Source organism: Aquamicrobium soli (genome assembly GCF_042646345.1).
Classification (GTDB): domain Bacteria; phylum Pseudomonadota; class Alphaproteobacteria; order Rhizobiales; family Rhizobiaceae; genus Mesorhizobium; species Mesorhizobium soli_A.
Genome location: NZ_JBHRTK010000009.1, coordinates 188,119 through 212,005 on the forward strand (window position 1 = coordinate 188,119; position 23,887 = coordinate 212,005).

32 protein-coding genes are annotated in these 23,887 nt (G+C 60.8%); 7 read left to right on the top strand and 25 right to left on the bottom strand.

The window, feature by feature from the left end; genetic code table 11:
• Positions 1-287: 287 nt before the first annotated feature.
• The 4 genes from ACFOHJ_RS07705 to ACFOHJ_RS07720 are packed head-to-tail and all read left to right on the top strand — an operon-like array spanning position 288 to position 1,281.
• A complete protein-coding gene (locus ACFOHJ_RS07705) occupies positions 288-425 on the top strand; it encodes a hypothetical protein (protein WP_378219899.1) in 138 nt (45 codons plus the stop codon).
• 31 nt (positions 426-456) lie between these two features.
• Positions 457-690, top strand: a complete 234-nt coding sequence (locus ACFOHJ_RS07710; RefSeq protein WP_378219900.1) for a hypothetical protein — start codon at positions 457-459, stop codon at positions 688-690.
• Between the two features lie 5 nt (positions 691-695).
• Positions 696-992, top strand: a complete 297-nt coding sequence (locus ACFOHJ_RS07715) for a hypothetical protein (RefSeq protein ID WP_378219901.1) — start codon at positions 696-698, stop codon at positions 990-992.
• A gap of 4 nt (positions 993-996) precedes the next feature.
• On the top strand, positions 997-1,281 hold the full coding sequence (locus tag ACFOHJ_RS07720) for a DUF1488 family protein (RefSeq protein WP_378219902.1): 285 nt from the start codon (positions 997-999) through the stop codon (positions 1,279-1,281).
• Between the two features lie 625 nt (positions 1,282-1,906).
• Here ACFOHJ_RS07720 and ACFOHJ_RS07725 read toward each other — a convergent pair.
• The 3 genes from ACFOHJ_RS07725 to ACFOHJ_RS07735 form a co-directional block, all read right to left on the bottom strand.
• Positions 1,907-2,131: a hypothetical protein gene (locus tag ACFOHJ_RS07725; RefSeq protein WP_378219903.1), complete on the bottom strand. Its 225-nt coding sequence runs from the start codon at positions 2,129-2,131 to the stop codon at positions 1,907-1,909.
• A 107-nt stretch (positions 2,132-2,238) separates the two neighbouring features.
• Positions 2,239-2,448, bottom strand: a complete 210-nt coding sequence (locus ACFOHJ_RS07730; RefSeq protein WP_378219904.1) for a cold-shock protein — start codon at positions 2,446-2,448, stop codon at positions 2,239-2,241.
• Positions 2,449-2,690: 242 nt separating this feature from the next.
• Complete coding sequence (locus tag ACFOHJ_RS07735; protein ID WP_378219905.1) at positions 2,691-3,056, bottom strand: hypothetical protein; 366 nt, start codon at positions 3,054-3,056, stop codon at positions 2,691-2,693.
• A gap of 437 nt (positions 3,057-3,493) precedes the next feature.
• Here ACFOHJ_RS07735 and ACFOHJ_RS07740 point away from each other — a divergent pair, with 437 nt between their 5' ends.
• Both ACFOHJ_RS07740 and ACFOHJ_RS07745 read left to right on the top strand, forming a co-directional pair.
• Positions 3,494-3,691, top strand: a complete 198-nt coding sequence (locus ACFOHJ_RS07740) for a hypothetical protein (protein ID WP_378219906.1) — start codon at positions 3,494-3,496, stop codon at positions 3,689-3,691.
• A 26-nt stretch (positions 3,692-3,717) separates the two neighbouring features.
• Positions 3,718-3,957 (top strand): DUF982 domain-containing protein, encoded by a 240-nt coding sequence (locus ACFOHJ_RS07745; RefSeq protein ID WP_378219907.1) that lies wholly within the window; start codon positions 3,718-3,720, stop codon positions 3,955-3,957.
• Positions 3,958-4,238: 281 nt separating this feature from the next.
• Here ACFOHJ_RS07745 and ACFOHJ_RS07750 read toward each other — a convergent pair whose 3' ends face one another.
• Complete coding sequence (locus ACFOHJ_RS07750) at positions 4,239-4,337, bottom strand: putative RiPP precursor (RefSeq protein ID WP_378219908.1); 99 nt, start codon at positions 4,335-4,337, stop codon at positions 4,239-4,241.
• 203 nt (positions 4,338-4,540) lie between these two features.
• Here ACFOHJ_RS07750 and ACFOHJ_RS07755 point away from each other — a divergent pair, with 203 nt between their 5' ends.
• Entirely contained in the window at positions 4,541-5,431 is an 891-nt protein-coding gene (locus ACFOHJ_RS07755) for an FkbM family methyltransferase (protein ID WP_378219909.1), read from the top strand.
• An 82-nt stretch (positions 5,432-5,513) separates the two neighbouring features.
• On the opposite strand, the gene ACFOHJ_RS07760 is transcribed toward ACFOHJ_RS07755, so the two are convergent.
• From ACFOHJ_RS07760 to ACFOHJ_RS07860, 21 genes are all read right to left on the bottom strand, one after another.
• The gene (locus tag ACFOHJ_RS07760) at positions 5,514-6,746 is read right to left on the bottom strand and encodes an nSTAND1 domain-containing NTPase (RefSeq protein ID WP_378219910.1); all 1,233 of its coding nucleotides are present in this window, start codon (positions 6,744-6,746) and stop codon (positions 5,514-5,516) included.
• A 113-nt stretch (positions 6,747-6,859) separates the two neighbouring features.
• Positions 6,860-7,183, bottom strand: a complete 324-nt coding sequence (locus ACFOHJ_RS07765) for a hypothetical protein (RefSeq protein ID WP_378219911.1) — start codon at positions 7,181-7,183, stop codon at positions 6,860-6,862.
• Positions 7,180-7,302, bottom strand: coding sequence for a hypothetical protein (locus ACFOHJ_RS07770; RefSeq protein ID WP_378219912.1), 123 nt, complete (start codon positions 7,300-7,302; stop codon positions 7,180-7,182). Before ACFOHJ_RS07770 ends, ACFOHJ_RS07765 begins: the two co-directional genes overlap by 4 nt.
• A gap of 28 nt (positions 7,303-7,330) precedes the next feature.
• Complete coding sequence (locus ACFOHJ_RS07775; RefSeq protein WP_378219913.1) at positions 7,331-7,627, bottom strand: hypothetical protein; 297 nt, start codon at positions 7,625-7,627, stop codon at positions 7,331-7,333.
• Positions 7,628-7,631: 4 nt separating this feature from the next.
• Entirely contained in the window at positions 7,632-8,501 is an 870-nt protein-coding gene (locus ACFOHJ_RS07780) for a hypothetical protein (RefSeq protein ID WP_378219914.1), read from the bottom strand.
• A gap of 329 nt (positions 8,502-8,830) precedes the next feature.
• Positions 8,831-10,486, bottom strand: coding sequence for a hypothetical protein (locus ACFOHJ_RS07785; protein WP_378219915.1), 1,656 nt, complete (start codon positions 10,484-10,486; stop codon positions 8,831-8,833).
• A 2-nt stretch (positions 10,487-10,488) separates the two neighbouring features.
• A complete protein-coding gene (locus ACFOHJ_RS07790) occupies positions 10,489-10,905 on the bottom strand; it encodes a hypothetical protein (RefSeq protein WP_378219916.1) in 417 nt (138 codons plus the stop codon).
• 11 nt (positions 10,906-10,916) lie between these two features.
• The gene (locus tag ACFOHJ_RS07795) at positions 10,917-11,402 is read right to left on the bottom strand and encodes a hypothetical protein (protein ID WP_378219917.1); all 486 of its coding nucleotides are present in this window, start codon (positions 11,400-11,402) and stop codon (positions 10,917-10,919) included.
• Between the two features lie 7 nt (positions 11,403-11,409).
• Positions 11,410-14,877 carry a phage tail protein gene (locus ACFOHJ_RS07800; protein ID WP_378219918.1) on the bottom strand — a complete coding sequence of 1,156 codons (3,468 nt, stop codon included), beginning with the start codon at positions 14,875-14,877 and terminating at the stop codon, positions 11,410-11,412.
• Between the two features lie 3 nt (positions 14,878-14,880).
• Positions 14,881-15,780 (bottom strand): baseplate hub domain-containing protein, encoded by a 900-nt coding sequence (locus tag ACFOHJ_RS07805; RefSeq protein WP_449224165.1) that lies wholly within the window; start codon positions 15,778-15,780, stop codon positions 14,881-14,883.
• A gap of 20 nt (positions 15,781-15,800) precedes the next feature.
• Positions 15,801-16,391 carry a DUF2460 domain-containing protein gene (locus ACFOHJ_RS07810; protein ID WP_378219920.1) on the bottom strand — a complete coding sequence of 197 codons (591 nt, stop codon included), beginning with the start codon at positions 16,389-16,391 and terminating at the stop codon, positions 15,801-15,803.
• Positions 16,384-18,699, bottom strand: coding sequence for a phage tail length tape measure family protein (locus ACFOHJ_RS07815; RefSeq protein ID WP_378219921.1), 2,316 nt, complete (start codon positions 18,697-18,699; stop codon positions 16,384-16,386). The genes ACFOHJ_RS07810 and ACFOHJ_RS07815 overlap by 8 nt, the downstream gene beginning before the upstream one ends.
• Positions 18,700-18,779: 80 nt before the next feature.
• Positions 18,780-19,052, bottom strand: a complete 273-nt coding sequence (locus tag ACFOHJ_RS07820) for a phage tail assembly chaperone (RefSeq protein ID WP_378219922.1) — start codon at positions 19,050-19,052, stop codon at positions 18,780-18,782.
• A 71-nt stretch (positions 19,053-19,123) separates the two neighbouring features.
• Positions 19,124-19,543 carry a hypothetical protein gene (locus ACFOHJ_RS07825; RefSeq protein WP_378219923.1) on the bottom strand — a complete coding sequence of 140 codons (420 nt, stop codon included), beginning with the start codon at positions 19,541-19,543 and terminating at the stop codon, positions 19,124-19,126.
• 30 nt (positions 19,544-19,573) lie between these two features.
• Complete coding sequence (locus ACFOHJ_RS07830) at positions 19,574-19,900, bottom strand: hypothetical protein (protein ID WP_378219924.1); 327 nt, start codon at positions 19,898-19,900, stop codon at positions 19,574-19,576.
• Positions 19,901-19,993: 93 nt separating this feature from the next.
• Complete coding sequence (locus ACFOHJ_RS07835) at positions 19,994-21,463, bottom strand: phage tail tube protein (RefSeq protein WP_378219925.1); 1,470 nt, start codon at positions 21,461-21,463, stop codon at positions 19,994-19,996.
• 25 nt (positions 21,464-21,488) lie between these two features.
• On the bottom strand, positions 21,489-21,656 hold the full coding sequence (locus tag ACFOHJ_RS07840; RefSeq protein WP_378219926.1) for a hypothetical protein: 168 nt from the start codon (positions 21,654-21,656) through the stop codon (positions 21,489-21,491).
• A gap of 8 nt (positions 21,657-21,664) precedes the next feature.
• A complete protein-coding gene (locus tag ACFOHJ_RS07845; protein ID WP_378219927.1) occupies positions 21,665-22,078 on the bottom strand; it encodes a hypothetical protein in 414 nt (137 codons plus the stop codon).
• Entirely contained in the window at positions 22,078-22,716 is a 639-nt protein-coding gene (locus ACFOHJ_RS07850; protein WP_378219928.1) for a hypothetical protein, read from the bottom strand. Before ACFOHJ_RS07850 ends, ACFOHJ_RS07845 begins: the two co-directional genes overlap by 1 nt.
• Positions 22,716-23,066, bottom strand: coding sequence for a hypothetical protein (locus ACFOHJ_RS07855; protein ID WP_378219929.1), 351 nt, complete (start codon positions 23,064-23,066; stop codon positions 22,716-22,718). Before ACFOHJ_RS07855 ends, ACFOHJ_RS07850 begins: the two co-directional genes overlap by 1 nt.
• Positions 23,066-23,710, bottom strand: coding sequence for a hypothetical protein (locus tag ACFOHJ_RS07860; protein WP_378219930.1), 645 nt, complete (start codon positions 23,708-23,710; stop codon positions 23,066-23,068). Before ACFOHJ_RS07860 ends, ACFOHJ_RS07855 begins: the two co-directional genes overlap by 1 nt.
• Between the last annotated feature and the right edge of the window lie 177 nt (positions 23,711-23,887).

Sequence of the window (23,887 nt, forward strand, 5' to 3'; positions counted from 1 at the left end):
CTCAAGTGCTCGCCGACCGGGCGCCCCTTCGATCCGGCCTGCAGCCGCAACACATCTTTTCGCCTTAGGCCAGATTGTGAGACCGCGTCGCAACTTCGGCACATTCCAAGGGACCGCGGAAACCTACCGCATCACCGGAATTCTCCCTCCGCGGGGAGGGTCGCCTCAATACAGAATTCGCAACGAGGACGAGCGTCATGAGCGGGTGACGACACAGGACGGTCTCGAAGCGGTGCTTAACTCGCAATCAAGCGAAGGCGCAACTCTCATGGAAAGGACGTTTGGCCATGGCCAAGGGACAGAAACGGAGCAACCGCGAAATCAGGAAGCCAAAGCAGGAAAAGGCGCCGCCCAAGCCTGAAGGCGCATTCAGCAACCCAACAAAGCTTGCCACAAAAGACAGCGCTTTGCGTGGCAAGAGCTGAGGACTGCGAAGGGGGAGATCGGCGAGCTAGAATGATGAAGATCGTGATTGAATTCTACCGGACTCGGGATGCCGACGATGCCCATGCCGTCGTCGGTCGTGAAACCGTGGAAGTCAAAGATATCGAGGTGGCCATCGCCGCCGCGCGGCTGTTGGCGCAGACCCTCGATATGCCGCAGTGCCCAGACTCGATGACGATCACCGACGCGAATGGCCAATTGCACTACTCCGGTATCATCGGCCGGGAAGCGGACGAAGGAAGGTAATGACAATGAGTAGGGACACAGCAGAAACTGGAAGGAAGCAGATCGCCGCCGCGATCAGCGTCTGGGAAAACGAAGGTGGTGCGCCGGGCCGCGATCCCGTGCACCATCAATATGGCCGCCGCATCGAAGCTGATCGCTCCTGGACCGTCTATAATGTCTTTACCGGTATCCCGGCATGCCTCGACGGTGATGCCATGACTGGCCTGAGTCGCTTGGAAGCGACACGCGGCATGTCACGTCTGAACCTGCGCCAGGTCGAATGCTGCAGGGAAATCGTGTCTGTTAACAAAGCGGTGGGATGAGGCGATGACCTTGGCATTCCCTAACCCTAGCCGCAGCTTCGATGATGTTCGCAACGGTGTTCGCTTTATCGGCCACGATGGCATGTTCCAAGTGTCATTCCTGGTAGAATCCGATGCTTTGATCCGATCGGGCGGGAGGTTCTGTGAACCTGAGGCCTTAGAGGCCAAGTGTTTAGCGGCTTTCGATATCGCCCGGCCGGAAATCCATCGAGCCGCCAAGAAAGCTTACGCTAAAAGCCGTCGAAAGACCGGCGACGTCTATACTCTCACAGGCGGTGATCTGCTGTAGAGGGCGGCGTTGATCTATGCACGTTCGACCAGAATGCCACGATGAGTGAGGGCGCAATCGGGACGTAGTCAATTAAAGGAGAATGCTGTGTCTTACCTCACTTTCGCACACATGAAGGCGATCGAGAAAATTCTGGCTGAAGTACGGCCGGCTTTGACCCAAGATAGCCATCGTAGGACGGCAGCAACACGCTTTATCATTGACCATTTTAAGGGAGAGGCGTCGGCATCCCCGCGTGCGCTTCTGAGCGAGTACATGGAAGGGCTAGACGCTCGTGAGGGCGCGCTCGCTCAGTGGAACGATGAAGGCGGTGCCACCGGCAAAGCGCCGAGAAGCGAAGCACGTCGCCGGATCGACAATGACACGGATGGAACGCGTCGACGGGCACGGGAAGCGTCCGAGCGGAACCGACTATTATGAGCCGACGAAAGATGAACGGTGCTGACGACCTCTCGTTCGATGCGGATGAGATAGGCGTCTATTGTGATAGATGCGACTATCAGACGAAAAAAAGCATCGGCTGGTTACGAGGGCATATCCAGGTCGAATGTGTGGCCTGTGGAAATATCATCAGCGTCGAAAGTGGAAATTTTCGATTGCCGATACCTAGAACCAGGTAGGCGGATCACGTTCCCGAGCGACGTTTCCCTGAGCCAGCTTTCTTTTTCGGGTCCGGGCTCGGGCGAGTTTCTTCATAGGCAAGCCGTGACAGCCGCAGCCGCGCCGTTTTGGCCTCACGGGCTGCTTTTTCGCTTTCGGTTATTTGCGTCGCCACGGTCGTGGTCACATCGCTCTTCTTTTCCCCGCTGGTAAGCCTCGGCTTGAAAACCCCGTCCGGAATCTTTCTCATCGATCGTCCTTCCAAAAAACGGAAAAGGCCGGGTTTCCCCGACCTTCCCCTATTTGCCTTCATGGTCAGTGCCAGTACATCCGTGGTCAAAGACCAGAAGCGGGACGTTACGCGGCCTGAAGGTTTTCAGCTGCGCTCTTACCGTTGCGATTGTCCTTCACCACATCGAACGAGAGCTTCTGACCCTCAACAACGGTGCGCATGCCGGCGCGTTCGATAGCGGAGATGTGAACGAACACATCCGTGCTGCCGTCTTCCGGCGTGATGAAACCAAAGCCCTTGGTCGAGTTGAAGAATTTTACGGTGCCTGTGATCATGACGATTCCTTTCAATCGGCATAGAAATTCGCCGCTTGGCCGAATGCCAAACGCCGTAGTCTTCGAAATTGAGAGGAAGGTCGGTGAGCGCCGAAGCGCAAAACAAGCTAACAAGCAAAGTCGATTACAGGACCATAGCGATTGATTGTGTTCAGCACAAGGCCGATCTCAAACAGCAGAAACCCGAGCAGGCCCAGCGGGCAGGTCAAGGAAAAGCCGGTACCGTGGCGTGGGGCGAGGTGTCACTCAGGCGCGTGACGGATGTTCCCGTCCCGGCCGCGACGGTAATAGCTGGTGCGTCCGCGATCCCATTTGACTTTGATTTGGTGCTTGTTGGCTTCCACGACTGTGCCACCTTCGGCCGTATCTTTTGTGACGACACGTTGTCCGATCTCTAAGGTGTTGCTTGCGGAGAGTGTCGCGTCCCGAAGAGCCGTCGCCAACGCTTCGGGAGTAGTCGCGCCTTCGCGGAAAAGCTTGAGAGTGAGTTTTCCGGCTGTGTGGTAAGCGGCGCTGTTCCGTCTAATGCCGAATTCTCCGCAATGACTTTGGAGGGCCATGAAGAGCACAGCCAGCTTTTCGCCTTCGGCAATTCCTTTGAACGGCATCCTGCTTCCTCGTTCGTCGGCGGCCTGATCCGTTCCCGTAACCGTCAGGTAGCTGCGCCGTATCGGTCGACCGTCGATGGCTTATCAAAAAGCACACCGTGCCGGGGGCGCGCTCGCTACTCAGGCAAGTCGAACGGCATCGGCGGAGAATCGTTCCAAACGACAAGGCCTTTGCCGAAAGGGGCGTTACCCCCATGGTCATGGCCACACCGGGTTTTCTATTCGCTACGGAATGCCGGACGATCGAATGCCTTCCAACTACGGTCCGCGGCAAAGGTTCCGCAATTCCGCCGCCTCTGCTGATAATTTAACGCAGGCTAAGAATTAAAGTACGGCACGAGAAAAATGATGTAGGGTGACATCGTCGGTGGCCGTTTCAAGGGCGCTGCCGATGAGGGCGGCCATCGTGCCCTAGCCCCAAGCGAAAGGAGGACGCGATGTCTTCCAATAATCTCTCTATTTCCAGAATTGCTGCGATCGACCGCCTCGTGTTGGAGATAAGCGCCTGCGGAACGCCCAGCATTTTTGCACAGCGCGAAGCATCCCACCTTGCCGCCATGCGAAGCATGACGCATTCGATGTCGGATGGTGAGTTGCGCGCCGTTATCTATGATTCCTTGTTCCCTGGTGCCTAATCACTATGGACAGGAAGCCGTTTGAGGTGCCGATTACCGTCTTTTTGGACGGCCCGCGTACGTTTCACATCGTCTCAAGCGTCAGTGATGCGTCCGACTTTCTTTTCGATAACTGGTCAGAGAATGATAGCGAGAAGTGGTCGGCCGCGATGAATATTTGTCATCTCGCTGCTGACGGTATGGTGGAGCGCGAGGTCGCCCGAGCCGCTTTTCTTGAGGCGGCCGACGCGGCTGGGATGAGGGTTTCAGCGATCGTTACCCTATAGGCCGGCGTGACCGACAAAAGAGCCCGCCGGCCGGGGCCAGCGGGCGAAACATTACAAGCCGGATACGATCATTGAAGGTGGTGAACCTTGCTATTGTCAGCCGATGATGCATGTCTGTCCAAGGATGCGGCATGGCTGAGGCGGGGGATGGGGCAACCTTTCTTTGACAACGCCAAGTTCAGGCAAATTGCCGCATCCGCCCTCCACAATTGGAAAAACCCGCCCCGACGAACCGGAGCGGGGCTTGCGCAGAGATTGTCCGAAAATCTAGCCGAAGCTATTCAATCGGGTTTGACCCCGGAACCGGCGGGCGCTGCCGTCACGGCGCCAAGCTTCTCGCGCTTCTGAAGCACAGGCTTCTCATAGGTCTTCTTCTTCACGTTGCCCTCCAGATTGGGATTTACGCGTCGGACTATAGCTGAGCGCTTTTCAGGTGGCTACCGGTGGGGACAAACGACAATAAACCCGCCCCTGCGAGCCCAGCAGGGGTATGGCGTGGCCGTTGCGAGAGTAGAAAAGAAGCGCAATAGGTAACCGCTCTAAGCCAATTTACGTATTTACAGACGAGAAATTCTAAGAAAATATGGTCACCGTCTATATTTTAATAACAGAATTCGATAACAGAAATTCAACCCTAACCGGGGGTTGGTCTGTGAAATTTCTTAGAAAAAAATATCTTGATACCAGTTGGTGGCGATCTGCCTTGGTTTCAAGGTGGTCTAACGCCATAGAGTCTTACCGCTTCTCCCCCTACGAGGCGGAACTAATTGTCAACGACATCCCGTTTGTATTCGCGGTGACAACTCCTCTGGCCAAGAACTGGTACGCGCTCGACGAAAATTTGCACTCCCATGAGATGGATGCGCTTTTCGCGCTCGGCCTGAAAGGTGCGACCGTGTTCGAGTGCGGTGGCCATCATGGACGTGACTGCGTTCTGTTGGCGAAGATGGTTGGAGACGAAGGGCATGTCGTCAGCTTCGAGCCTCATCCGCACAACATTGATGTATTGCGCCGGAATATCGGGCTCAATCAATTACACAACACCATCCCCGTCCATGCGGCGGTCGGCTCCAGGAATGGATCACTCTCCATCCGAGCCCGCTCAAACGCCAAGGTTACAAACCGTGGTGGTATCGAGGTTCCTGTCGTGACGATCGATAATTGGGCCGAAGACCATAGGATGTGGCCTGATGTCATCAAGATCGACGTGGAAGGCTATGAATTCGAAGTCCTGCGTGGAGCTAAAAACGCCCTGAAGCGATCGCCGGCGCTTGCCGTTGAGGTTCATTGCAACATCGTCGAGGAGTTCGGCTCGAAGCCAGAGGATATCTGGGATTTGGTCGATCTGTCCCAATACGACGTCTTCATCCAACGACATGACGGTGTAGCTGTAGAGCCATTGTCCGAGATGGAGCGGCTGGAGGGCCGCCCGCATCTGTTGTTCGTGCCTCACCGGCAGCGCGTTGAGACCTGAACAGCAAAAAGCCCGCCACGAGGCGCAGTTGCGGCCGGAGGACTGACGGAGGCGGGACGAAGGGAGGGGGACAATGCCGACTCTACACGGCCATTTTTTTCATCTGCTGGCGCGTTAGAAGCCCATCGCTAAATCCCCGCATTATTATGAACGGACGAAGCAGCGGGCTTGAGAAGCGGTATCTGATGCGCCGCGTCTCGCCGGTTCTCTGGAGTATGCTTCCTCGGCTTTCATCACTGAAATTCTTCAGATGCTGAGCGAAATTTGGAATGTCATATTCCCGACCGGTGATCACACGAAGAGGAAGGCGGATGGACCCGGCGGAAAAGAATCCTAAGTCGTCCGTTTCCGCTAGGGCGCACGCCAAAAGAACCTCACGGTAAATATTGCCGGGCTGAGAGCTCTGTACGGCATCGTAGTATGCTTTCGTTGTCGTCTGCTGCCAGCTCGACAGGGCCTCCCGGATTCCTTCATCAACGTCGGAAGAACTGACGCCCAGCCGCCCATGTCGAAGGGCCGCCTTGCCGCTCTCCAACGCAAGTAGATGCGTAATGTAAGGCAGTCCCTGAGACAGCCCAACCAATTCGTCGGCAGCCCCTTTGTCTATCGTCATACCTAAGCGATGGAATCCGTTATCCAGAATTTGGCGAACTTCCTCGGCAGACATTCGCGGCATAGGAATTTGGACCAGAGCGCGCTCTACCGATTGGTGTCCCTCCACGAGGCCATCGACTGAATCCGCAACTCCGATCAGTAGTACTGTTGCCGACACTGCGTAGTCTGAAAGCGTTTTGATCGTATCGGCCATCAGAACAGAAACTGCCGGATTGCTGAGCCGATCAAACTCGTCGAAGGCGACGATAAGATTGACCTGTTGTGACAGATTGGACAGGACCCTGCGGATATCGTTAGGCGTCAGCTCTTGGGGTAGCTGGTCAATTAAAGCGGTATCAACTTTCGTCACCTCACCGGTAAAGCCAGCACCTCTCTGTTCATGGGTGTACCGAATATCGGAGAGCGCTTTGCGCCACAAAGACGTGAAAGTATCCGTCCCATCACAGTTTATCCGGGGTACCAACCAACCGCCGGTACCCGCAGGCATGAGCGATTTAATGATGTTTGCGAGCGACGTTTTCCCAACGCCTCTCTCTCCATAAAGAACGGCGTGATAACCGCGCTGAGACGAAGTCGCGAGCACCTTTCGTATCTGCTCAATCCGACCAGCAAACAAGTCCTTCTCATTCACAGGGGAGCCAGGCGTGAAGACGTTGCCGATTTGGAAAAGGAGGGTAGAAAATTTGTCGTCGGTAGCCATTTGATGCCTCTCGCTGCGCAAGGCTCCTAATAACCCGGGGAAAGCACCAAGTAAAGCAATGGCCGCTACAATCCCGCCACCATGGATATCCGGCTCCGGCCGGGGCTTTCATTTCACGGCCCCGCCCATATCCCCCAGACCCTCTTCCCAAAGGTCACCAGCAATCCACCGATGGACGCGGCCACGAAGCTGATGAGCATGATGGCGCCGACGCCGCGCTCTCGCCATCGGCTGAACTCGGCGACTGGTTCCTCGACCTTCTCGAGCCGAGTATCGATCGCCTCGACCTTGGCGTCGGTCGCGTCGATCTTGCGGCCGAGCGTTTCCAGCTTTTCGTAAGTCTGCTTTCGGGACCGCGCCGCCGCGGCCTGCTCGGCAAGCATGAGATCGATCTTGCCTTCCAGTCGGCCGATTGCCCGTTCGTCACTGCCGGTCATTGCAATTCCTTCCGCCGCTTGGCGCTAGCCTTGGTATGCCGATCGCATTCAGCTGCCGTGTAGAGCTTGATCGCGCAGCCCGGCGCCATGGTGCGGTCGATCCTGTTCTGATCGGCCAACGTCTTTCCCTGCGCGCCGGCGAGACTGCTACCGAGCGCCTGGCGTAGCGCCGGCACACCGCTGACGCCGGAAGTCGTACACCCCGCCAGCAGCAACGCAGTCGTCAAAGCTGCGGCCGGCATCGATACCCTTGACCATCGCATCGGCATTTTCCTTCTGGATTTGGGAGCGGACTTCCTCGGCGCCGCGGTGCTTGATGAGTTCGTAGCCGCCCCAGGCTGAGCCGAGGGCGACAGCGATGGCGATCAGGGTGGCGATCACCTTGACGACATCGGGCGAGATGCCGAGCAGGCGTGCGGCAAAGGCGAAGATGCCGGTGGCCACCGCCTCAGCCCTCCACCGCACCACGGATATCCTGCACGGCGGCGATGATCTGTCGGCGCAGCAGGATCACGACGACAAGGCCGCCCAGCGACAGCCCACCAATGGCAAGGATGGTTTGCCAGTCCGCCCCGAGCAGGCCGGCAATGCCAACGCCGCCCGAACCGAAGATCGTCGTCAGCCACCCCCACAGGTTCGTCTTGCTCTTGACCTGCTTCTCGACCGCCTCGGGCACCACCGGCTTTTCGACCTCGACCGGCACCTTGACCTCGACCGTCTGCTTGGGCTGACCCTGCTGGTGCCGGCGGCCAACCTCAGCCAGCGCCGCCTTGACCTGAGACACGGACACGCCCGTGCCCTGCCCGTCGTAATGCCCCTTGCCGTCGGGCTTCGGGATCGAGGCCCATTCCTGCGCGAGATTGCGGATGAGCGTATCGAGCGACAGTCGGCCGGCGAGCCACTTATCGATACCGCGCTGACCCAGCAGGTAACATGCCATCTCGTCTTGGCAGTCGGCGTCGAACTTGCGGGAGCCGGGATAGCGAGAGGGCAACTGCTTGCGGATGGCCCGTAACGTGGTGCGGATGACCTGATACCGTCCGAGCGCCGACGAGTTCAGCCGGCCGTTGTCGGGATCCTTGAGCATGCGGGTCTGGACTGCATCGACCTGATCCAGCGTCATCGACACCAGATCGATGGTCGGCCCCTTGCCCTTGGTCACCTTGCCGTCGAGCATGATGCCGTAGCCCAGCGTCTCGTTATAGCCACGGCCCTTGTCGGTGCCTTCGGAGGTTCCGATGAGATTGAGGACGGGGCGATAAACCCAGTATTTGTCGCGCGCAGCAGCATTCGCCGCGCCGGTGGGCACGTCGTTCATGGTGATGATCCTTTTCGTTTGTCTAATGAAGCAGTGGGGCTATGCTGGCTCTGTCCAGCCTCCAACCCCGTGCTGGGCAGTCTAGGGCCCGGTCGCTTACTCTAGCTTGGCGGCCGGGCTTTCTCGGTGTATGATTACCTCTGCCCGGTTTGCCCAACCCGCCGGGCACCCCAAGGCCCGGCCGCTACCTCCTGTGGCGACTGGGCTTTTCCATTGCCGATTCGGCCAGGGAGAGTATGATCCGCCCGCCGGTTCCTTCATGACCGGCCAACTGAGAGCTCGGCCGCTTACCCCAGTTGGCGACCGGGCTTTTTTGTGAGGTTGGGCCGCTACGTGCCGAAGGCAATGAACGGCAGCACCCGCGCCGTTGCGTCGGCGGTCACGAAATTGACCTCGAAAGAGCCGCTCGCGAAGGCGCTGAATTCGCCGATGTCCGCACCATTCTCGATGTTGAGCCGGGTCGTAGAGCAATAGCCGATTTTGGAAAGGCACCCGCATGAGCCGCCGCCGGTCGCTGTAAGCCAACCTGTGCCATAGCCGCCCCCAGTGACCGTGGTGTTGATCGCGCCAGCGCCGAGCAAGAAGAAGACGCTTTGCGGGGTTATGCCCAAGCCCGACGCTGAAACCCTGCCAGCGCTTGTTGGCGACGAGATCGACCCAGCCTTGGTGGTCAATGAGCCATTGAACCGCCACGCCGCGTAAAGAACATCTCTTTCTTCGGCAACGCTCCACGCCAATGACAAATCTGGACCGGAGAAACTAGCAGAGGCGGTGTTGGCTGCAGAAGATGATGTCCTGAAAGCCCCAACCGCTTTATCGTTGGCACGCCCGTTTCCTGATCCGGAAATCAACATCCTGCCAACATCGAACTGGGTTGGCCCGCCATCGTTAATTACAAATCCGGTAGACTGGTTGGCGTTTGAGGCCGAACCTGGCGCCGCGATTGACGCCTCAGTGAATATCACGGCATCAGGCGTGAAGGGCAGCGTCGAGGTTGTCGTACCGTCCGTTTCGCCGTTGATGATACCAACGGCCGCATCGCAGTCAGCGCCGGCAAAGAACATCGCGAAGCCGCGTTTGCTTTGCAGCTCGGTCGTGAGTGTCGTGATGTTGACCGTAACCTGTCCGGTGCCGAACGAAACAAACGCCGCCTCCAGTTGGGTGGTTGCCAACGCATTGATTTCCAGCATGCAGGCGCCGATTGAATATCCTCGCCGACCGTTGTTTTGCGCCCCGACAGATGAATTGAACGCGGCGGCATGAGTCACACCGTCGCTGGCACCTGCCATATGGAATCCATCTTCGCCCGCCGCAGTGTGACCAGTTTCCGACACCTCTGCGTTCGACAAAAAGAAGACGACCATCTTGGGCGTCAACCCGCCGAGGTCGGGACAGGAGATCGTGAAATTGCCGGTGACCGTCGGAATTTGGAAATTCGCGAAACCGACTTTCGCGGAGGCGGCGACAGGCGAATACGTCAACGTCGCCGCTTTCCCCGCCAACGCAAAACTCCCCGCCGACGCACCAAGGCGAAGCGACCGCAGGAACGTCGCAGCCTGACCGTTGAGAGCGAAGGAGCCGGCACCGCCCGCCATCATCTTGCCGAGCCGGAACGCGGCATCGTTCCCGGTGAAGCTGAACGATCCAGGGGAAGCAAGGATCAGCAGCGACCGCAGCAGATTGGCATCGGCGCCGGTGACGACGAAGTTGCCCGTTCCCGCGATCATCTCGCCATTGGCGACCACGGTCAGGTTGGCGTCATTGCCGGCAAGCGCAATCGTGCCGGTCGCCGTTTTGAGGACCAGAGCCCGTTTGAGCAGCGCATCCTGGCCGGCCAGCGTGAACGCGCCAGCGCCGGCAGGCAAGGTATAGCTGCTTGCGCCGCCGGCCGACCACACTTCGCGCGAGCCGGCATAGATCTTCTGCACCGGCAGCGATCCATAATAGACCGCCGCGACGGTGAGCGAACCGAAGGAGAGAGCCATGATCAGGCGAGCGTCAGGACGCCATTGGTATTGTCGAAATCGAGGGTGAGGCTCTCGCCGTCCGCCAGCGTGAGTGCGGTGCCGTAATCATACCAGCCGATCAGTTCGTCGTTGGCGGCCGTGTCGTTGTAGATCACGACGTAGCGGAACGCCGCGACCGCGCCGCCGGAGGCGGTCAAGGTCTTGTCGGCGATGACCAGCTTGTAGGTTCCCGACGCCTGCGCCGAGGACGAAACCGTCAGCGTGCGGCTCGACAGGTTCGTGTAGCTGATCTGGGTGAGATCGGCGAGGACGGTGTTCGTCGCCACCGGCGCGTTTGCCGCGGCGCAGAGCGCGATCGTCAGCGTGTCGGAGTCGAGGTTGTGCACTTTCTCGGCGAGCGCCTCGACGAAGGAATTGAACTTGTTGAACGATGCCAAGGTAGGTCTCCTTAAACGGTGAGATAGGTGGCGCCGGCGGACGGCAGGGAAAGCGCGGCGTACTCGGCCGCCGACATGGCGAAGATCGGCGAGCCCAGCCAGCGGACATTGACGCCGTTGCTGCGAATGGTGGCCTGCTGGCCTTCGAGGCCGGACAGCGATGCATCAGCCGATTTCGGCGGAATGACCGGGGCGCTTGCGGCCTGGCCCGAGATCGAGACCGTTACCTCCTTGTCGGTCGTGTTGACGAAGGTCACGACGCGCTGGGAAGCCGGAACCGTCAGGACATGATTGCCCGATGGGGTCCCGGTCAGCAGGATGATTGCGCCATCGTAGAACTGCGCCGCCGTCAACGTGGACGCCGTTCCGACCAGGGCAAAGCCCGACGTGCCGAGCACCGCGGTCTCGACCCTGTTGATCCGGTCGTTGATCGCGGTGACGACATTGGACGACGCCGCAACGTCGGTTGCGGTCGTGATCTTCTTCTCGACTGTCATGTGATCCTCAGAAGGTCAGGGATGCCCTGTGGCCCCGCAGCGAGCCGCCAAGGCCCATCTGGTAGATGTGGGCGGCATCGGCGCCGGGATAGGCGCCGGTGTCGTAGCCGACTTCGTTGTCGGCCGCTTCCAGCGTGGTCATCACGGTCGATCCGGCCACGATGTCGACCTCGAAGGCGAGAGCGGCTTCGGAATAGCCTGCCGTCTCGCCGTGGAGCGCTCGCATCGGGTCAAGACGCTCCCGGAACTCCCATGTGAGGGTCCGGGTCGATCCGGCATCGGAATAGGCCGGCTCGACCGGCGCAAAAGGCTTTTCCGCCTCGCCTGAAGCGATGACCTTGTGCGTCACCAGCATGCCGGCGCTGAATATCGTCGCCCCGCCCTTGTAGTAGACCGGATCTTTGAGCAGGCCGGCATCATTGACAAACGGCAACACCTCGCCCGGTCGAAGCCAGATCAGCCGGTCACCCACAGTGAGTTCGGACAGGTAGGCCTCGGTTCCCCGTACGCCCCAGACAGGCTGGCCGAGGACAGCGCTGTCACCCGTGACCTGCACGGTACCGAAGGATACCAGCACCCATCGCCCACTGCCGCCCACGGCGCACAGGACGGCATTCTGGTACCGCGCCGCCTCGTCGACGCTCGCCAGTGCCCCGATATCGCCGGAGGTAACCTTGACCGTCAGGGTGCCGTCGTAGTCCGTGGCGAAACCGTTATCCCGGTTTCGGTCGATCGCCGTCACGGTTCCCGCGACCGGCGCGATGTCGCGCGCGAAGCCGAACGTGGTGAACTCGGCGCCGGTGTCGCTTTTCATGGCGCGGCTCGACGGAAGGTTGGCAGCCCCCGAGCCGATCAGCATCGCGTAGCCGCGCAAGCCGGCACCGGCCGTATCGTCCGCATCCCTGATCAGGGCCGTGTCGAGGATCACCAGTTCCAGATTGTACGAAACATCCTGCACCGCGACCGTGATCAACCCCGAGCCGACAAAAGTGCTTTCGATGGACTGCGCGAACTCCAGAGCGACGATGTCCTGGGAGAAATCGTCGCCATGAAGATCGGATTGCACCACCTCGGCGACGACGGTGATCTCGTCGTTGGGGCCATAGGGAAACTGGATGGTGGAGGCGGGACTGACCGCCAGTTCCGAGGGCATCAGACCAAGCTCATATTGCCTGGCCTGAAACTCGCTGTCGATGACGATACGCTCGACCTGCCTCGATGCTTGCGCAACCGTCATGACCAGCGCGGTCGAAAATTCCTCCATCCGGTTGGACGCCAGCACCTCGAAGACGCTGTTGGGCCGGGAGAACCGCACCGTGTTCTCGATGTAGCCGGCATCGGGATCGATGAAGCGCAATGCACCGCTCTCGATCGCGGAATCCAGATCGGATTGCGTTTGCCGGATGCTGGTGTCGCCACGCTGGACAAGACTGTCATTGCCCAGCACACGGTCGATCGGCCGCGACCCATCCCTTGCCGGCAGGATGAAATTCAGCTTGCCGCCGTCGTGAACCTTGCGGACACCGAGCGTGGCGCAGACATTGTCCATGATCTCGGCAACGGTCGTGTCCGAGCGAATGGCGAGGCCCGAGCATTCGTTGCCGGGAAATCCAGCGAAAGTCAGGTCCGCCGCGTCATAGTCGCCGTTATAGGTCGCCAGCGCCGTGAGAATGTCGATGGCGTCGACGCTGTCGGGCGTTACATCGCCGAACTTGACGATCAGCACCGTGCCTGACGTGCTTCCCGGCTCGACCAGCCAGCCCTTGCTCTGATTGTAGGACGCCGCTTCTGGCCAGCTTCCATCGTAGAGAGTGGATGCGGAGCCATCCGACAGATCCACAAGCTGCGAAACGCCGGACAGGTCCGAAATGCGCATATAGCCGGGGCGCAGCACGTCCTGCGTCACCACCTCGTCGGAGTTCATCTCGCCATAGGTGGAAAGCGCCGCATCCCAACGCTGCACCGACGTGCCAAGATCGTAGCTGACGACATGGCTGTCGGCCCGGGTATAGACCAGCGCGTTGTTGGCGGCGTCATAGAACAGGCCCGTAGGGCTCGACGATACGGCAGACGTGACTGGCGCAACCGCCGAGACGCCGCTTTCGGTGACCTGGCAGCGATAGATTTCGGGCTTGCCGGATTCGCAGAAGAAGGCTGTAGCCGTACCGCCGCCGACAGGCCCCCAGGCCCAGCTTTGCAGTTCCTGCCACGCCCCGCTCCTGACCGGAGCCACACCTGGCCCTGCGATCCATTGCAGCGTGCCGTTGGTGACGTCGGCGAGCGCCACCATGGCGTCGTTGTTCGCCGCCGCCCCGCCGGTGACGAAGGGATGGCAGACGATGGCATATTTCGTCGCCGCACCGGAAGACAGCATGGCCGACGAGATGATGCCGGCAGGCTCATAGATTGTCGAGCCGAGCGTCTGCGCCGCTAGCCTGACCGCCGTACCCTGCCGCGTGTCTATCAGCACCAGGCCTTGATAGGCGCCGTTCTGGCAGACGCCAGCGACGAAATCCGAGCCGGAGAGCGCGGTCAGGCTGTAGAAAAAATCGTAGCCGAAAGCCGGCAGCGCGGCGCGGCGGATTTCTTCCTGCGTCCGGATATCCGTGGTGACGACGATCGCGCCGTCTTCGGTAAGGACCGTCTGATAGGCGATGTTGAGACCGTGATCGACCGCCGAAACGCCCTGAAAGCCGCCCGGCTCATCATCGATCAGGGTGCTTTCATCTTCGCTGGCTTCCTGCGCCGTGGTGGCTGAGGACCAGACGGCGGTGAAAGGCGGCAGGTCGTTCGCCGAGGCCGCGAAAGGCGCGATGTCGAAATTCTCCAGCACGATATATGCCAGGCCCGGAAAACAGGATGCCCGGTTTCCGAGCGCCTTCCTGACCGCAGGATCGGGCGCGGTCTGGTCGCCGCGATAGATGCGCAGGCCCTTGAGTGACTTCTTCGGCGCCCGCGAGCTGAAAATCACCTGATCCTTGCACCTCAGTTCCAGCATGTCGGCCGGACCGGCGAGATCGGTCTGCAGGAAGGCGAGCACGAGCGTGGTGACAAGCTTCGGCGCCGGTGCCGATCCGCCGGCATCGCTCCCCCAGCCGCCCCACTGGCCGCCGGCGCTGCCGTTATCGTCGGTCGCGGCAAAGATGCCTCCCCATCCGCCGTCGCCGGACGTTGCCGGGGCCGATTTGACACCACCGAACTTGTCACGGTCGATGATGAGGTAACCGGCAAACATGTCGGTGCCGACAAGTTTTGGAATTTTCTCCCCGAGCGGGCTCGATCCGTCCTCGGCCTGCTCGCGTGCCGTCTTGGCATCCGCGCCATAACCGCCATTCCACAGGCGCATGGTCGCGGTGGCCTGGGCGGCTGTCTGGCCATAGCCGGTGTTGCTCTGCCGATAGGTGCCGTAGCCGGTGCGAGCGGTGTAGCTGTAGCCATCCCCGCTGTTGGGGGCAGGTCCGATGCCTGTAGCCATTTCCTACCCCCAGGACCCGCCGCCGCCATAACCGCCGCCCCAACCGGTGGAGCTCTGGTCCGTGTCCGGCATCTGTTCGACCGCGGGAATGCTGATCTTGTCGTCCGGCAAGTCGGAAAAGCCGAGACGGCGGGTCAGATTGTTGTATCGCCCGCACCCGGCGGCGCCTTCGGACTTGTCACAGCCCGGCCGAAGCTGGGCCGCATCGCCGGCAGCGAGCGGACGTTTAAGCGGCGAGAAGAGTTTCAGCATGCCGGTGGACAGCGCCCAGTCGCGGATATCGTAGGCAAGCCCGGCATTCTGACCTGAGGTGAACTTGATCGCGCCGAGATTGTAATAATCGTCGGCCTGCGTCGCCCCCGAGATCACAACCGTGTTCGCATCGGCGCTGGAAACGACCACGACATCGACGGTGAGCGGAACCAGATCGACGCCGCAGCCACTGTCGCCGAACCTGTGCTGGCAGCCCGGTTCGAACGTGCTCAACACCAGTTGTCGGTCGCGGCGCTCGAGGCTGACCAGCTCGAAGCTGGCATTGCCTTCCCGTGTCGTGGAGACCTGGCCGATACGCCATTTCGAGGCCGGAACGTGGGAGGCCCCGGACACGAAGTCGACGACGATCAGTTCCACCGGCCGGCCCGACACAAGGCCGGTAACCGCCTCGGTAAAGGTGATCAGCCCCTGTCCCGAAAGGCCTCGATCGATGTCAACCGTGGGCGGTTCCGACCCGTTGGTTTCGCGAAGGCCGGAAACCTGGAATCCCGGCCAGCCAGCATAATCGTGACCGCCAAAGGGAAAAGCGGCGGCGCCAAAGGAATTGAACCGCCTGACCGATCCATCGGCGAAGGTGATGGCCATGAGCCAGCCGAGCGTCGTCGCATCCTTGGCGACGGATGCCTGCATGCCTGTAGAAAGAGCGCGGCTCACGGATCCATGACCTCGTAGCAATCCAGCGCCGAGGTCGTGCCGAAGGCGGCATTGGCGGCACTGACGCGGATATAGAGCTCGTCCTGCGCGTAGCGGACCGGCGTGTAGAACTGCCCGCTCCAGCGCAGTTCAGAACCGTCGGCTGGCGCAACATCGAACACGATCCGGCCGTCGGCGAAGTTGTATGCCGTCGTCTCCGAGCCGCCGACCGTCACCACGAGGCTGGAAAGGTCCGGCAGAACGATCGGCCGGACATACGTCCCGTAAGCTTTTGTCAGGCCGAACGTCGTTTCCACACCATCGCCGGTTCCGAACACCTCGTCACTCGCCTTGTAGTCCGACCAGTCTTTGAGCGGGAAAGACCGCAAGCCGCCCTGTCGCGCGTTGAAGTGCGCCAGCAGCTCGTGCAGGAATTCCATCCGCGTTTCCGCGCCGGTGAAGCGGAAATTGCGGAAGGGAACGGTACGCAGCTGATTGGTCACGGTGCGCCCCGATACCGAATGGACGCGCGAATTCGCCCATGCCGGACCGCCCTCGAAGCCGACCGCGAGATGATCGGCAAGGATTGCTGCAGGATCGTCAACCATGGAGACGCGGTCCCATCGCCGAGCGGATGCGGCTGACAAACTCGTCGGCCGCGGCGCGGCCGGCTACCTGCGCCTGGCGCGGATCGGCGCCGGCCGGCAGGTTGATATGGATGTCACCAAAGCTGATGGTATCGCCGCCTCGGCCTTCCCCGGCCCGATCCATGGCGTCGACCACCGCCTTGCGCTGCTGCGGCGTATGGATCGAGATCGTCTCGTCCGGCCGGGTCATCATCTGGATGAAGCGCGTATCGGAGGAGCCCGAGCCGCTGGGAGCTATCGTTCCGCCCGTGGCGAAGTGCTCGTAGTAGCCGAGATCGTACGACGACTTCATTTCGCCGCCGACATCATAGAGACCGGCAGTGCCATATCCCGGGTAGTTGATGGTCCCGATCTGGCTTGGCCCGACGCCATATCCGATCTGCGGTGCGTAGTTGTTCGTGCCGCGATAAACGGTCTGCCCGCCGGGATACTGCGCCTGCTCGACCGTCTGGGAAATGCGGATGCTGATCACACGGTTGGGGATGGATTTGATTTCGTTGGAGAGGCTTTTGACGTCAGCCTGCAGGGTGCGCGCCTGTAACTGGGCCTTTATCAGGCCATCGACGAACCGGTTCACCGACTCCGCATCGCCGCCCAGCGACAGAAGAGCCTTGCGCACCAGTTCGATGCTCTCAAAGACGCCGCCCGTGGTGAGGCGACCTTCATCAAATGCGTTGAAAACCTTGTTGATCGACCCTACCGCCGCGTCGATTATCTGCTGCGCATTCGCAATCTGCGCCGTGTCACCGAACACTTTGCTGACAGGCGTCTCGGCGGCGCTCTTGATCATCGCCTGCGTCTTTTTGAGTTCCTCCTGCGCAGTCCGAAGCTGCGAGGCCGTTTCCATGGCCGAAGCGACTTCCGAGCGCTTGGCGGCATCCCAGGCAGCACCGAGATCGATCACCCGCGCATGAGCGGATTTAGCTTCGGCGCCGATCACGGACGCCTGCTTGCCGATCTGCGAAAGTTGACCGGAAAGCTGAGAAGCTCCCTTCACCGCATCGGCAAATGAAACGCTGCCCAATGCCTGCAAGTCAGCGACGGCGCGGTTGGATTCGGTCTGCCCGGCAATCCGTCGACCGAAATCTCGGATCGGCTGCTCTGCTGAAATACGCAGTAACCCCTGCCGGCGCATTTCAAGCGCCCGAGCGGCGGCATCGGCATAGGGATTGTTGAAACGCGTGATCGACAGGCTGTCGCTGGCAAAACGCTCATAGGTCGTTCCAAAGCGATTGTTGATGCCGTCGATCATGGCGTTCACCTTCTCGGTGATCTTCGCTGCCATGCTGTTGAAGGCGTCGACGCCCGCGTTTGCGATGTCGTACAGCTTCGATTTGATGACGGTGCCGGCATTGTCCCACAACCAGGCCAGATCGTAGCCGACACCCTTGGCCGAGTTGAGGACCATCTCGGCTATGTCGACAGCCGCCGAGCCGAGGTTCTTCGCAACCCAGCCGATCGTACCGCTTACGACATCAGTTACGGGGCGGATGGCGTTCATGACGAGAGTGAAGGTGGCCTTCATCACCTCTCCGAAGGAAGCGGCCTTACCCGTAGCCCGTTCCACCTCGTTGCTTATGGATCCGAATGCCAGGCCTACGCCAAGCGCCGCCGTGGCGACACCCGGCAGAACGCGCGACAGCCCCATCGCCACCATGCGCGCATCGGCGAGAGCCGCGGTCACGCCACCGGGGCCGGTATAAAGTTGCAGGATTTGCGGACCCTGCTGCATCGCGAGCATGTATGGAGCCTGGCCCAGCGCTGCCATCTGCAACACGTCAACAGCCTGATAGGTGAGATTGCGGCGACGAAAACTCGCGTCACCGTCGCTTATACCGCCCGAGCCGGGTGCAGGCTGACGGGCAAGCTTGGCGTTCACGCGATCAACGACAGCACCAAGCCGGAAATACCCTTCAGCGGTCACGTCCGCCGCGCTCGCGACCAATCCGAGCTTTTGCGCCAGGCCGGTATAGATCCTTTCCGCCTGGCTGGCGTCGATGCGGCCAGCATCGAGCGCACGGCTGAGCGTGCGCAGGCCGCTTTCCATGCGTCGAGCCGATCCGTAGCCATCCACATACTGCCGCGACAGCCTCTCGATCGGATTGCCGGCGGCGCTGATCTTGCCTTGTGCGTCCGTCATGGTCGCCGACAGCGTACGAGCGCCGGCAGCCATATCGTCCTGCGAACGCTTGACCTGCGCGGCGCCGCGCGCAAAGCCCTGCGCATCGATGTCTGCGACGACGCGCAGTGAGGAAAGCTGAACGGGCATGCTTTACCTTTCCGGAACTAGCGCAAAATTGCGCAGTCGGTTCTGGTGCTCGGCGGCAGACGGGACGTGATAGTGGTCCATCAGCGCGCAACGGATGGCTGAGAATTCTGCTTTGCCTTGCGCGCCTCGATCTCCAGCCATTCGGTGTCGATCGCTTTGAACAGCAGGCGGAAGGTTTCGAACTCTGCGCCGACAATGCCGTGGTCGAGCGCATATTGCCGGATTGCCATGTACGGAACCGCCGAGGCCCCGCCAAAAGCGCCATACTGACGGTCGTTCCGCAGCGCTTCCCACGCCCGCCAATAGAGATCATGCCAGGCTGCCGGTTCCGCTTCGTCCGGCGGTTCTTCCACCTGGATGAATTCGGCTTCTTCCGGGTTTTCGTCGGCTAGCTGTTGCAGCCAGCCTTGCTTTCCCGCCTGTTCTAGCCGCCAGCGGAAGGCGGCGCGGAGTTTTTTCCCGCCTCCTCCACGAACTCGACCTCAACCTCAGACATCTTGGCGGCGCACCATTCCACGGCCGCGATGACATTCCGGAACTCGATATTGGTCAGCGTCTCGCGGGCGACTTCCGGGCTGTACTCGACATCGAGGCCGCGCCAGCCGTGAAGGATATGCTCGGCATAGAGCGTGCCGTGCTCGACCGTCATTTCGTCACGGGGAACCGGCTTTCCGCCGTGCTTCTTTGCCATTTTCTGCACGAGCAGGTCGCGAGCGGCAACATAAGCCGGGAGATGGAGGGAAGAAACGTTGAACTCGACGCCGGGCCAGTCCGGATATTCGATCCAGTCGCCCTTTTGCTCGCGTGCGAGGTCGGCCTTCAGGGATGAAAGCTTCACAGTCATGTCGGATACCTATGTCGGGAGGGAAATTCTTCAGGCGTCGATGATGATCTCGACGTATCCATGAACGATCTCGGTCAGAAGATCTTTGCCGTCATGCGCGTAGTTTCCGCGCTCGGTGATGACATGGCGCTTCACCCAGCCTTCACTGGTGTCCGCCGTGATGACGCCTTTTGACTCGCGGCCATCCAGAAGCACCCTGAATGTGCGTCTGTCGCCGCGAAGCTCACAATACGGCCGGTAGCCAGGATCGTCTTTCTCACAAGAAAGACGGGAAAGCTTGGGCGGAGCGATGGAAGCTGCCGCCGCTGGCGCCATGACCACACTGGCAGCCGCGCCGAAGAAGGAGCGCCTGTTCATGTCGAATATCCTTGTCGGGAGGAGTGGCGGCAGGCCCGACAACCTGCCGCCGTTTCGTGCACGAACTTCATTCCGCTGTCGGGCGGAAACGCTTCACTCGTAGTATTCGAGGCGATCCAGCAGGATGTGCGCGTTTGTCAATTCATCCAGGCTGGCCATCGACGTCAGCGGCAGCATCACGTCGGTGTTCTTGCCCGTCGCGTTCGCCGTGCCGTCCGTATAGGTGAGACGCGGAAGGCCCCAAACCATTGCCTGGCCGTTCTTGGCGATGCGCACATTGATGTTCGTGGGCGTCTGGTCGAACAGCTTGTTCAACAGCGCACTGGAGCCGAAATAGGTCTCCATCTGCACAGTGACATCGACGGAACCCTTGCCGATATCTTCAGGTCCGACCAAACCGTCCGAGCGGATGCCGCCGAGATTACGCAGGTTGTTGTTGATGGTGAGGCCGACAGACCGGATATAGTTCGGCCCTCCGATCGCCACGCCATTCTCGGCAATCCGACCGACATTGACGGCAGCCGCCATGATCGGGTTGGTGGTGGCAGCGTCCGGAGAAGCGTCCAGCGCGGTTGCGGTCGCCTCGCCAGTCAGGCCCTGGAAGGTGATCGACCAGGTGGCGATCTGCTGGCTTTCGAACCTGAACTCGCCTTGCCCGGCCACCATGCCGCGAGAAATGAGATAGGTCGGGGTCTGCTGCGAGAGGAACCCGCGTTCCAGCGTCTGGCCGATGGTATCGAGGCCATTCTTGACCTGATCGCCGAACCACACCTTGACCGTCTTGCCAGTACCGGCGTCGGTCGCCCAGCCGGTAGGCAGATTGTCGAGTGAAAGCGCCTTGGCCTCGATTGCGGTTATGCGGGCCCAGCCATTGTTGGCCGCCGTCGCGAACTTGTCACCGGCGGCTGATCCGCCGATCTTGACCCACCCGCCGATCTTGAGACCGAGCGCGGTAAAATCGAGCGCGGTCGACGACAGGCCGGTAGCCGTGGCCGCGATGTCGCCGGAAGCCCCCTGGAACCCGACGACCTTCAGCCTGGCTTTCGCCGGCGGCGCGGTTTCGGCAGTCAGGCCGAGCGAGGAACCGACGATGGTCGTCCCTGTCGACGAAGCCGCCCGGAAAATCTGGTTGTTCGCGGGATTGGAAAAGCCGGTCGCCCGCACGAGATGTCCGGCAACCACAGCCGAGCCGCCGGACGCGACCGCATAGGTATCCGCCGTGGTCCCGGCGTCGGTAATGACGCTGTCGGCCGTGCCGTCATTGTCGAACGACGGCGTGTTGTCCCACACCTGGCAGAACAGCGATTCCAGCCAATCCGAAAACGGCGACTTGTCGACGGGATAGGACAGCTCCCCGTTCACCGCGCCCTGGTTGACCTGATCAACCTGGATGGGATCGGAGTTCATGCGATCCGCACGCAGTTCGTTGGACTGCACCGTCGTCGGCGCGAAACGGATTTGCTCGCCGGTCATGCGGGCGGTGCGCATTCGAGGCGTGCCAGGCGTCACGCCGAGCGTGGTTTCGCGGACATGGCACAGGCGGGTGCGATTTGCGTCGCTCATGGATCGGTTTCCTTGTGAAAATTGTTCAGGCCTTGCGGCGCTTGTTGTCCGCGGCGGGCTTTTCCGGCGCTCCGATGAACTTGCCGGCGACGAGGCTGTCGATGCGGTGCGGGGACAGATCGTCCGCTTCGGTGATCGTCTCGCCGGCTGCGATGCGGCGGGTGCGCGTGTTGAACGGCTTCAGGACTTCCATGGCCTGCCTCATTCGTCTCGATACCAGGTGATGCTCGCCGTCATGGCGTAGTAGTTCGCGAAGGTGCGCCCCGGTTCTCCCATGCCGATCGATGCATCGCGGAACGTCAGCGCGCCGATCTCGTGGCCCGCGACAAGTGCAAGCAGCTGGTCGCAATACTGTCGCGCCGGCCCACTCCCGGTGCCGCTCGGCACCATGACGTTAAGGTAAAGCTGCCCCCACTCCCGCCAGAGATTGTCTGCCCTTTCCTCGCCGCCGCCGATGGAAGCCTGATCGTAGGTATTGCCGACGATCTCGACGTAGACGAATGCGGCAGGCACCCCCGGCAGGTTGAACCGGTCGTTTTCGAAGACGAGCGGCGTCGCTGACCAATTCGCCGACAGATACTGCTTGATCGTCTCAAACGCTGAAAAGCTGGACATTAGCGCACCGCGTTGATGATGATCGAGGGATAGGTGAGCGGCATACCGGCTTGTCGATCCTTGCGGCCACCTTGGCTGTGTTTCAGGATGTACGGGATCAGCGGATGAACACCCGCTCCGATAGTCAGAAACCGCGTTTCAGCCGCAAAAGCGTCCTTGAAGCGGGCGTTCAATACGCGCTTCGTGCCGTCGAACAGGCGACGGGGACGAATGCCAAGCAGCCCGACCTCGGCTTTTCGGACATAGGGCTGCGCATTCGTGACGATCACCTCCGCGTCCGCCGGAATCGACCGGTAGTCGGAAGCGATATGGCCGCCGGCAACGACGATGAACGATGCCGCGAACCTGCCTGACTTGCGGGGAGCGCGCCTCTGAAGCTCTTCCAGCGCCGTCTTGATGACAAGCGGCCAGTTGACGAACTCGTAAATGATCGGGCCAGGAGCCTCGACGCTTTCCTCGACGGCTCCCTTGACGCCGTTGACGTAGCGATCGTACTGCTCACTGGCGATGCCTTCGGAGATAGCGCGGCGTAGTTCCTTGCGCGCAAACTTCGCCAGCGCGTCGTTGATCGCCTCGGGTGCCAGCCCCTCTGTCGCGAGCCGAAGATCGCGCTCGAAAAACTCGAAGCCGGTGGCCATCAGCCAGCCACCGTCAGGTTGATGCGAACCAAGGTGTCGCCGACATAGATCGACGCCGGAAACTCTACGTTCAGCTGCTTGCCTTCCGCGCGAGTGATCTTGTCGCCCTTGCGCAGCGGCAGGACGGTGGAATTGCCAGTTGGGGACAGAACGACCTTGAACTGAGACTGGTCGATGGACGCGATCAATTCCTCCGGCTTCGACGGACGAACAGAGGCGCGGACGCCCGTCAATGACGTCGGGGTGCCATCATCAGCGTATTTCGTAACAGACACGGTCTCGCCGCGGCGGGCGAGAGAATTATCCAGCCGGGCGATCATGCCTGCTGGGGTGTCGGAAAGGTCCAGCATCACACCACCGGATTGATGAAACGAGCGAGCCTTGCCATGATCTCGGCCGGGAGCCCTGTTTCTCCGGTTCCCGGCACCGAGCCGACCCAGCGGTCCGTCTGCACCGTGTCGATGTCGGCGACCTCGATCCGCGTGGATTTCACCAGCGGGTCGGCTGCGGCTTGCGACAGCCGAATGCGTGCCAGATCGGTCGCCACGCCGACCAGAGAGGCCGGGCTCGTCTCAAAGCCGGCATCGTAGACCACGACGACCTCAGAAGCCGACCAGCGGGACCGTTGACCGTTTACCCAGCGTTCGAGCAAGCCGGCCTCGGACTTCAAGCCTCTGGCATCGACCGTGACTGCCGTGCCGTTCTCGGTAACGGACGTGATCTTGACGTTGTGGCGGCGCGAGAGGATCAGAACGTCGTCACAGCAGCCGGAGAACGTCTCCGTCAGTTCTTCCTTGCGCAGTGTCGGCTCCGCGCCTTCGCCTACAGCAATGCGACAGGCTTCGACGATCTCGGCCGAGATGCGCTCACCAAGCGCGGCCAGTTCGACATCGCGCGACGTGTCGGCGGTGGAAACGCCAGCGGCAGCCCGCAGCGCCTCGATAGGCGCAAGGCTGGTATCGGACGCAGGATTGGAGACGACAAGATAAGACACAGGCGTCAGCCGCGCTTTTCCGGGGCCGGCGACTTCACGGCGCGCTCGGCCTTCGGCTCGGCGACCGGAACAGCGAATCCGGCATCGATCAGCCGTGCCGCTTCCGTGTCCGAAAACCGATCGGTTTCATCGTCGGGAGACAGAGAGAAACCCGTGCCGGCAATGCCGGCCAGCATC

Excerpts from the sequence above, each read along its gene's own strand:
- ACFOHJ_RS07720 (WP_378219902.1), top strand. The coding sequence starts at position 997 with ATGACCTTGGCATTCCCTAACCCTAGCCGCAGCTTCGATGATGTTCGC.
- ACFOHJ_RS07730 (WP_378219904.1), bottom strand. The coding sequence starts at position 2,448 with ATGATCACAGGCACCGTAAAATTCTTCAACTCGACCAAGGGCTTTGGT.
- ACFOHJ_RS07740 (WP_378219906.1), top strand. The coding sequence starts at position 3,494 with ATGTCTTCCAATAATCTCTCTATTTCCAGAATTGCTGCGATCGACCGC.
- ACFOHJ_RS07780 (WP_378219914.1), bottom strand. The coding sequence starts at position 8,501 with ATGAACGACGTGCCCACCGGCGCGGCGAATGCTGCTGCGCGCGACAAA.
- ACFOHJ_RS07800 (WP_378219918.1), bottom strand. The coding sequence starts at position 14,877 with ATGGCTACAGGCATCGGACCTGCCCCCAACAGCGGGGATGGCTACAGC.
- ACFOHJ_RS07785 (WP_378219915.1), bottom strand. The coding sequence starts at position 10,486 with ATGGCTCTCTCCTTCGGTTCGCTCACCGTCGCGGCGGTCTATTATGGA.
- ACFOHJ_RS07755 (WP_378219909.1), top strand. The coding sequence starts at position 4,541 with ATGGTCACCGTCTATATTTTAATAACAGAATTCGATAACAGAAATTCA.
- ACFOHJ_RS07710 (WP_378219900.1), top strand. The coding sequence starts at position 457 with ATGATGAAGATCGTGATTGAATTCTACCGGACTCGGGATGCCGACGAT.
- ACFOHJ_RS07760 (WP_378219910.1), bottom strand. The coding sequence starts at position 6,746 with ATGGCTACCGACGACAAATTTTCTACCCTCCTTTTCCAAATCGGCAAC.
- ACFOHJ_RS07840 (WP_378219926.1), bottom strand. The coding sequence starts at position 21,656 with ATGGAAGTCCTGAAGCCGTTCAACACGCGCACCCGCCGCATCGCAGCC.
- ACFOHJ_RS07795 (WP_378219917.1), bottom strand. The coding sequence starts at position 11,402 with ATGACAGTCGAGAAGAAGATCACGACCGCAACCGACGTTGCGGCGTCG.
- ACFOHJ_RS07825 (WP_378219923.1), bottom strand. The coding sequence starts at position 19,543 with ATGACTGTGAAGCTTTCATCCCTGAAGGCCGACCTCGCACGCGAGCAA.
- ACFOHJ_RS07735 (WP_378219905.1), bottom strand. The coding sequence starts at position 3,056 with ATGCCGTTCAAAGGAATTGCCGAAGGCGAAAAGCTGGCTGTGCTCTTC.
- ACFOHJ_RS07810 (WP_378219920.1), bottom strand. The coding sequence starts at position 16,391 with ATGGTTGACGATCCTGCAGCAATCCTTGCCGATCATCTCGCGGTCGGC.
- ACFOHJ_RS07715 (WP_378219901.1), top strand. The coding sequence starts at position 696 with ATGAGTAGGGACACAGCAGAAACTGGAAGGAAGCAGATCGCCGCCGCG.
- ACFOHJ_RS07835 (WP_378219925.1), bottom strand. The coding sequence starts at position 21,463 with ATGAGCGACGCAAATCGCACCCGCCTGTGCCATGTCCGCGAAACCACG.
- ACFOHJ_RS07765 (WP_378219911.1), bottom strand. The coding sequence starts at position 7,183 with ATGACCGGCAGTGACGAACGGGCAATCGGCCGACTGGAAGGCAAGATC.
- ACFOHJ_RS07855 (WP_378219929.1), bottom strand. The coding sequence starts at position 23,066 with ATGCTGGACCTTTCCGACACCCCAGCAGGCATGATCGCCCGGCTGGAT.
- ACFOHJ_RS07805 (WP_449224165.1), bottom strand. The coding sequence starts at position 15,780 with ATGCAGGCATCCGTCGCCAAGGATGCGACGACGCTCGGCTGGCTCATG.
- ACFOHJ_RS07705 (WP_378219899.1), top strand. The coding sequence starts at position 288 with ATGGCCAAGGGACAGAAACGGAGCAACCGCGAAATCAGGAAGCCAAAG.
- ACFOHJ_RS07830 (WP_378219924.1), bottom strand. The coding sequence starts at position 19,900 with ATGAACAGGCGCTCCTTCTTCGGCGCGGCTGCCAGTGTGGTCATGGCG.
- ACFOHJ_RS07815 (WP_378219921.1), bottom strand. The coding sequence starts at position 18,699 with ATGCCCGTTCAGCTTTCCTCACTGCGCGTCGTCGCAGACATCGATGCG.
- ACFOHJ_RS07845 (WP_378219927.1), bottom strand. The coding sequence starts at position 22,078 with ATGTCCAGCTTTTCAGCGTTTGAGACGATCAAGCAGTATCTGTCGGCG.
- ACFOHJ_RS07850 (WP_378219928.1), bottom strand. The coding sequence starts at position 22,716 with ATGGCCACCGGCTTCGAGTTTTTCGAGCGCGATCTTCGGCTCGCGACA.
- ACFOHJ_RS07725 (WP_378219903.1), bottom strand. The coding sequence starts at position 2,131 with ATGAGAAAGATTCCGGACGGGGTTTTCAAGCCGAGGCTTACCAGCGGG.